This is a genomic window from Streptomyces sp. NPDC058674 (assembly GCF_042716505.1).
Taxonomy (GTDB): domain Bacteria; phylum Actinomycetota; class Actinomycetes; order Streptomycetales; family Streptomycetaceae; genus Streptomyces.
The window spans coordinates 148,878-155,342 of sequence record NZ_JBHXSC010000009.1; the positions used below are offsets into that span (position 1 = coordinate 148,878).

6 protein-coding genes and 1 pseudogene are annotated in these 6,465 nt (G+C 72.5%); 5 read left to right on the forward strand and 2 right to left on the reverse strand.

Annotated features, from left to right (window positions below):
- Positions 1-85 precede the first annotated feature (85 nt).
- Both ACFWU6_RS07845 and ACFWU6_RS07850 read right to left on the reverse strand, forming a co-directional pair.
- Positions 86-1,066: an RNA polymerase sigma-70 factor gene (locus ACFWU6_RS07845; protein WP_383808612.1), complete on the reverse strand. Its 981-nt coding sequence runs from the start codon at positions 1,064-1,066 to the stop codon at positions 86-88.
- Positions 1,067-1,128: 62 nt separating this feature from the next.
- The gene (locus ACFWU6_RS07850) at positions 1,129-2,349 is read right to left on the reverse strand and encodes an NAD(P)/FAD-dependent oxidoreductase (RefSeq protein ID WP_383808615.1); all 1,221 of its coding nucleotides are present in this window, start codon (positions 2,347-2,349) and stop codon (positions 1,129-1,131) included.
- Positions 2,350-2,612: 263 nt separating this feature from the next.
- Between ACFWU6_RS07850 and ACFWU6_RS07855 the strand changes: the two genes are divergently transcribed.
- The 5 genes and pseudogenes from ACFWU6_RS07855 to ACFWU6_RS07875 all read left to right on the forward strand — a co-directional run.
- Complete coding sequence (locus tag ACFWU6_RS07855; RefSeq protein ID WP_383979289.1) at positions 2,613-3,953, forward strand: serine hydrolase domain-containing protein; 1,341 nt, start codon at positions 2,613-2,615, stop codon at positions 3,951-3,953.
- 68 nt (positions 3,954-4,021) lie between these two features.
- Positions 4,022-4,687 carry a histone deacetylase gene (locus ACFWU6_RS07860; RefSeq protein WP_383808620.1) on the forward strand — a complete coding sequence of 222 codons (666 nt, stop codon included), beginning with the start codon at positions 4,022-4,024 and terminating at the stop codon, positions 4,685-4,687.
- A 168-nt stretch (positions 4,688-4,855) separates the two neighbouring features.
- The gene (locus ACFWU6_RS07865; RefSeq protein ID WP_383808622.1) at positions 4,856-5,182 is read left to right on the forward strand and encodes a MerR family transcriptional regulator; all 327 of its coding nucleotides are present in this window, start codon (positions 4,856-4,858) and stop codon (positions 5,180-5,182) included.
- A 311-nt stretch (positions 5,183-5,493) separates the two neighbouring features.
- On the forward strand, positions 5,494-5,697 hold the full coding sequence (locus ACFWU6_RS07870; RefSeq protein ID WP_030011983.1) for a cold-shock protein: 204 nt from the start codon (positions 5,494-5,496) through the stop codon (positions 5,695-5,697).
- Between the two features lie 367 nt (positions 5,698-6,064).
- Positions 6,065-6,465 (forward strand): annotated as a pseudogene (locus tag ACFWU6_RS07875) (hypothetical protein); the annotation flags it as partial.

The following is a 6,465-nucleotide window of genomic DNA, read 5'->3' on the forward strand; positions in this document are numbered from 1 at the left end:
CCGCCGCCCGACCCCCTGCCGCCCGACCCCCTGCCGCCCGCGCCCGGCGGCCCGAGCCCGGCGGCCCGCGCCGGGCGGCGCGGCCTCACCGCAGGGTGAGCGGGGTCTCGGCTTCGACCCGCGAGAGCTTCTCCGGGTTGCGGACGTAGTAGAGGCCGACGATGCGGGAGTCCTCCACGCGGATCGCCATGACGCCGTCGAGCTCCCCGTCCAGGTGCACGACGAGCGCCGGCCGGCCGTTGACGGCGCAGACGCCCACGTCGAGGGGGAGTTGGTTCTTGCCGAGCCCTCCGATCATGAAGCGGGCCACCTTGTCGGCGCCGTTGATCGGCCGCACCGCGGCCTGCTTGATGCCGCCGCCGTCGCTGAGCAGGACGACCTCGGGCGCGAGCACGTCGAGGAGGCCTTGGAGGTCCCCGCTGTCGAGCGCACGGCGGAACGACTCCAGGGCCGCCCGGGTCTCGCTCGCGGAGACCACCTCGCGGGGGCGGCGGGCGTCGACGTGGCGCCGGGCGCGGTGCGCGATCTGGCGTACGGCCGCGGGGGTCTTGTCGACGGCGGCCGCGATCTCGTCGTATCCGACGTCGAAGACCTCGCGCAGCACGAAGACGGCGCGTTCGGTGGGCGACAGCGTTTCGAGGACCAGCATGACCGCCATCGACACGCTCTCGGCGAGTTCGACGTCCTGGGCCACGTCCGGCGCGGTGAGCAGCGGCTCGGGCAGCCACGGCCCGACGTACGACTCCTTGCGGCGCGACATGGTGCGCAGCCGGTTGAGGGCCTGACGGGTCGTGATCCGGACCAGGTAGGCGCGCTGTTCGCTTACCTGCTCCACATCGACCTTGGCCCACCGCAGCCAGGTCTCCTGGAGGACGTCCTCGGCGTCGGCCGCCGATCCGAGCATCTCGTACGCGACGGTGAAGAGCAGGTTGCGGTGGGCGACGAAGGCCTCGGTCGCCGGGTCGGTGGCGCCGCCCCTGCCGCCGGCCGGGGAGCCGTCCCTGCCGTCGGCCGCGGTCCGGCCCGCTCCGCCGTCGGTGCCGTGGTCCGTGGCGTGGTCGGTCATGTCTCGGTCCTCCTCCCTCGCAGGGGCCCCGGTGTCCCGGGGCCCTCCCCGTGCATCCTCGGTCACGCCTTGTGCGCCGCGACCCCTCCGGCGCTCGCCGGCGCCCCGGCCCGCCCGGCCTCCAGCAGCAGCCGCCGGCGCGTCGCGCCTCCCGAGGCGCGGTGCAGACGGTACCCGCCGGGCCGGTGCGCCTCGTCCGCCAGGTGCTTGACGACAACCTTGCAGACCAACTCCTTGATCCTGGCGCCCGTACGACCGTCGATGTTGAACCACACGGCCACGTCCGCCCGGTTGGCGAACTGGAAGATGCCGGAGCGTCGGCCCAGGCTGATGCACTGGGCGGCGAACGACTGGTTGAGGGTCTCCGGCTGCTCGCCCGCGATACGGCTGAGCACCGTGTCGGCGGCCCGTGCGCCCATGGGCATCGCGGCCTGGCAGCTCATCCGCAGCGGCAGGTCCGACGGCGCCGCCGCATCCCCGGCCGCGACGACGCGCACGTCGTCCACGCTGGTCAACGTCTCGTCCGTGAGCAGGCGGCCCCGGGCGTCGGTGCTGAGACCGCTGCGCACGGCCAGGTCCGGCACGTCGAACCCGGCGGTCCAGACGGTCACTTCGCTCGGCAGCTCCCGGCCGTCAGCGAGCCGTACGGCGTCGCGGGTCACCGCCGTCACCGTCGAACCGGGGCCGTCGACCACGGTCACGCCGAGCCCGGTCATCCGCGCGGTGACCGAGCGCCGGCCCCGCGGGTGGAGGTACGGCCCGAGCACCCCTCCGCAGACCAGGGTCACGGCGCGCCCGGCCTCGGCCAGTTCGGCTGCGGTCTCGATGCCGGTCGGACCGGCTCCGACGACCGTCACCGGCGCCGTGGCGGGTGCGGCGGCGAGGACCGCCCGCAGCCGCTCCGCCTCCTCCATGTCGGCTAGCGGGTAGGCGAATTCGGCAGCGCCGGGCACGCGCGGCTTCGCGCTGCCGCTGCCCACGGCGTAGATCAGGTAGTCGTAGCCGACCGTGCCGCCGGCCGCCAGGTCCACGCTGCGCCCGGCCGCGTCGATCCGGGCCACGGTGTCGACCACCAGCCGGACCCGCTCGCCCAGGACCTCCCGGTACGCGACGACCGCGCTGTCGGTCCCGCCGACCAGCTGGTGCAGGCGGATGCGGTGGACGAAGTCCGGGCGCGGGTTGATCAGCGTCACGGTCACGTCGGCGCGCTGCGTCAGGCGGTTGGCGGCCAGCACGCCGGCGTATCCGCCGCCGATCACGACCACTGCGGTGTTCCCAGTCACGGTGTCTCCTTCGCTCCACGGGGCTTCGGGCACAAGACACCGCGGGGCCGCCCCCTGTGACAGCGTGTGGCCCGGATCACTCCGGTTGGGCGGCACACCGCCCGCGTGAGTCCGGGCCGGGCCGGACTCACGCCATCGTGAGGACCCGGACCGATCCGGACTGATCCGGACTGATCACCGGGCGCCTGACCGGGCCCGTTGGTAAAATCGGGTGATGTGTCCCGTGGCCCCGGACCGCCGAGTACGAGGGCAGTGATGTCGGCATGAGCCATTCCCGAGCCGCCTCCGGAGCTCAGCGGACCGCCCGCCGCGCCCTCCTGCTCGTGCCGTGCGCCGCACTGCTCGTCGCGGGGTGGGCGCTGCCGCCCCACACCGGGGACCCCTCCGGCGCAGGTCCGGGGGGCGCGAGGACGGCCACGACCACGGCGACGGCGACGACCTCCCGGCCCACGCCGGCCGCGCTGAGGCCCATCGACCCGGACGCGCTGCGGTCCGCCGTCGAGCGGGTGGTGAAGGAGCTCATGGTTCCCGGAGCGGTTGTCCTGATCCGCACCCCCCAGGGGACCTTCCGGACGGCCGTCGGCACGACCGAGTCGGGCACGAACACCACGCCCACCACCGGCGACCACATCCGGATCGCCTCCAACACCAAGACCATGACCGCGGCGCTGATCGCGCTCCTCGCCCAGGACGGCCGGCTGCGACTGGACGATCCGGTGTCCGACTACGTCGCCGGAGTGCCGAACGGCGACCGCATCACCCTCACCCAGCTGCTGACGATGCGCAGCGGGCTCTACAACTACACCGACTCACCCGAACTCGCCGCGAGCATGGACGCCGAGCCCGCGAAGGCCCGGACTCCGCGGGAGATGCTGGACATCGCCTTCCGGCACCCGCCCGGCTTCGCGCCCGGCACGTCCTACGAGTACAGCAACACCAACTTCGCACTGCTCGGCCTGGTCGCCGAGAAGGCGGGCGGCAGGCCCCTGGCCCGGCAGCTCCACGACCGGCTGTACGCCCCGCTCGGGCTGAAGGGCACCTCGCTGCCCGCCGCCGACGACGTCTCCCTCCCCTCCCCCTACGCGCACGGCTACATGTACGGCGGCTCGGCCTACGCCCTGGTGGACCAGCCCTACCCGGCCGACATGCGAGCGGCGGCACGTTCGGGGCAGCTCAAGCCGCTGGACTACACCCACCAGAACTCCTCCTACGCCACCGCCGCCGGAGGCGTCGTCTCCACCGCCGACGACATGGCCGCGTGGATCCGGTCCCTGGTGCGGGGCGAGGTCCTGGACCCCGCGGCCCAGCGGCAGTGGCTCCGCAGCCCGCGGGCCGAGGACCCGGCCGCGCCCGACGGGCAGAAGTACGGGTACGGCATCGCCTACCAGCGCTTCGGGCCGAACGCCTCGATGTACTACCACGGCGGTGAACTGCCCGGCTTCAACTCCTTCATCGGCCACGACCCTGACAACGACGTCACGCTCGTGATCTGGACGAACCTCACCCGGTCGCCCGACGGCCGGACCACGGCCCAGGCGCTGCTGCCCACCGCCCTCAACCAGATCTACGCCGGACTCTCGCTCCCCACCGCCGCGGCCCGATAGGCGCGCCCGGGCCGCCCCGGCCCGCGGATCGCCCCTACGCTTCCCGCAGAGGCGGCCCGAGGAGCCCGATGATCGTCGTACACACGGTGGAGCCGGCCCGGATCGAGGAGACGGCGCCTGAGCTGGTCTGGTACACGTCGTACGGGTCGAACATGCACATGGACCGCCTCGCCTTCTACATCGCGGGCGGCACCCCTCCCGGAGCCTCCCTGAGCCATCCCGGGTGCCGTGACCACCGCGCGCCCGAGCGGTCGGTACCGGTCGAGCTGGACGGACGGCTCTACTTCGCGACGGAGTCCGTCATGTGGACGGGGGGCAGGGGCTTCTACGACCCGGCCGCGCCGGGCCGCACCAGGGCCCGCGCCCATCTGGTCACGGCGCAGCAGTTCTCCGACATCGCCGCCCAGGAGATGTACCGGGAGCCGGGCACCGACCTCGACCTGAGCGCCGTACTGCGCTCCGGGCGCGCGGAGCTGGGCCCCGGCCGGTACGAGACGCTGATCTGCCCCGGCGTACTGGAGGGCGTCCCGGTGCTGACCTTCACGGCGCCCTGGGCCATGGACGACGTGGAATGGGCCGCACCGTCAGCCGCCTACGTGAAGTACCTGGCCGCGGGAATGCTGGAGACCGGCCCGTGGGACGAGCGCTCGGTCGCGGACTACCTCGCGCAGTGCCCCGGGGCGGCCGGCCGCTGGAGTGCCGACCGGATCGTGGAGCTCCTCACGTCCCCCTGATCCGGTCCGCGGGCCGGCGGATTCCCCGTACCGCGGGCCTCAACCGGAATCCGGGGCCGCATCAGGGAAAAAGAATCCGACCGGGCGAGAAGTCCGGCGGCCCGCCGGGAAGAAAAGCTGTCATGGCCAGAGTAGACATGCCTGCGCATCGGCGTTAGCGTCTCTCGGGTGACCCCTGAGAAGTCCCCGCTCACCGACAGTCTCGACGACGACGACTACCCCGCGTACACGATGGGCCGGGCGGCGGAGATGCTGGGCACCACCCCTGCCTTCCTCCGCGCCGTGGGCGAGGCGCGGCTCATCACCCCGCTCCGCTCCTCCGGCGGCCACCGCCGTTACTCCCGCTACCAGTTGCGCATCGCGGCCCGGGCCAGGGAGCTCGTCGACAGCGGTACGCCGGTGGAGTCCGCCTGCCGGATCATCGTGCTGGAGGACCAGCTGGAGGAGGCGCTCCGGCTGAACGAGCGGATGGGCCGGAGCCGCGGGGGCTCGTAGCCGCCAGGGCCGTTCATATGACTTCGAGGCACGGATATCTGTTCTTGCAGATACAGAATTTCGAACGGCCTCCTCCGGCATTCCCGACACGACCGGCCGCGGCGGGAAATCTCCTGCGCCCTCCCGACCCCCCTGTGCTACTGTGATCCCAGTTGCAGTTGTGGTTCCCAAAAACTTACAAGTGCTCTCACCGGATTTTTCCGGCGGGCGCACTTTTTATTTGCCGGTGCATTCCGGTCGGGGCAATCATCGCGGCGACTCCGGCAATCGCACAGTGCGATTCCGGTGCATTGCCCCAAAGGAGAATTCATATGGCATCTGGCACCGTGAAGTGGTTCAACGCGGAAAAGGGCTTCGGCTTCATCGAGCAGGAGGGCGGCGGCGCTGACGTCTTCGCCCACTACTCGAACATCGCCTCCTCCGGCTTCCGTGAGCTTCAGGAAGGCCAGAAGGTTACCTTCGACGTCACGCAGGGCCAGAAGGGCCCGCAGGCCGAGAACATCGTTCCCGCCTGACGCTGACGCGTACACGCAGCTGGGGCCCGCACCTTGGGGTGCGGGCCCCAGCTCGTTGCATTTCCCCCTCCCGTGCCCCGTCGGCCGCGACCGGCCCGCACGGGCGGCGGGTGACGGCGCCCACGGCAGCCGGCCCGCACCATCGTCCGGCCGGGCGGCAGCACGTTCCACCGTGCACCGCCTCGCCATCCCTGCCCGCCACACCGCCCGCCGGCTCCCCGGCGTACCGGTGCGCAGCGCGGCACGCACTCCCCGCAGACCGGCCCTTGCACCACGGCACGGCTCTGCCCCGTCTTGTCCCCGGCACGTTCTCGCGAATCCCCCTTCGGGAATTCCTCGATACGCGCCGCATCGAGGAAGGTTCAGCATGAACCGCATGCGCACGAACGACCGCTCTTCCCGAGGCCGCGGCGGCAGCTCTTCGAGCTCCGCAGGCGGCTCGTACAGCTCCGGCGGCTCCGGCAGCTCGTACAGCTCCGGCAGCTCGTACGGCTCCGGCGGCTCCGGCCGCGGCAGCCGCTTCGGCTCGTCGGCGCCGAGCCGCTCGGGCGGCTCCGGATACGGCGGCGGCTCCGGCCGCTCCGGCGGGTCCGGATACGGCGGCCGCCGTTCCTCGGCCGTGCAGGGCGAGTTCGCCCTGCCGAAGACGATCACTCCCGCGCTGCCCGCGGTCGAGGCGTTCGCCGATCTGGACATGCCCGCCGAGCTGCTCGCCGCGCTGACCGCGCTGGGGATGTCGGTGCCGTTCCCGATCCAGGGCGCGACCCT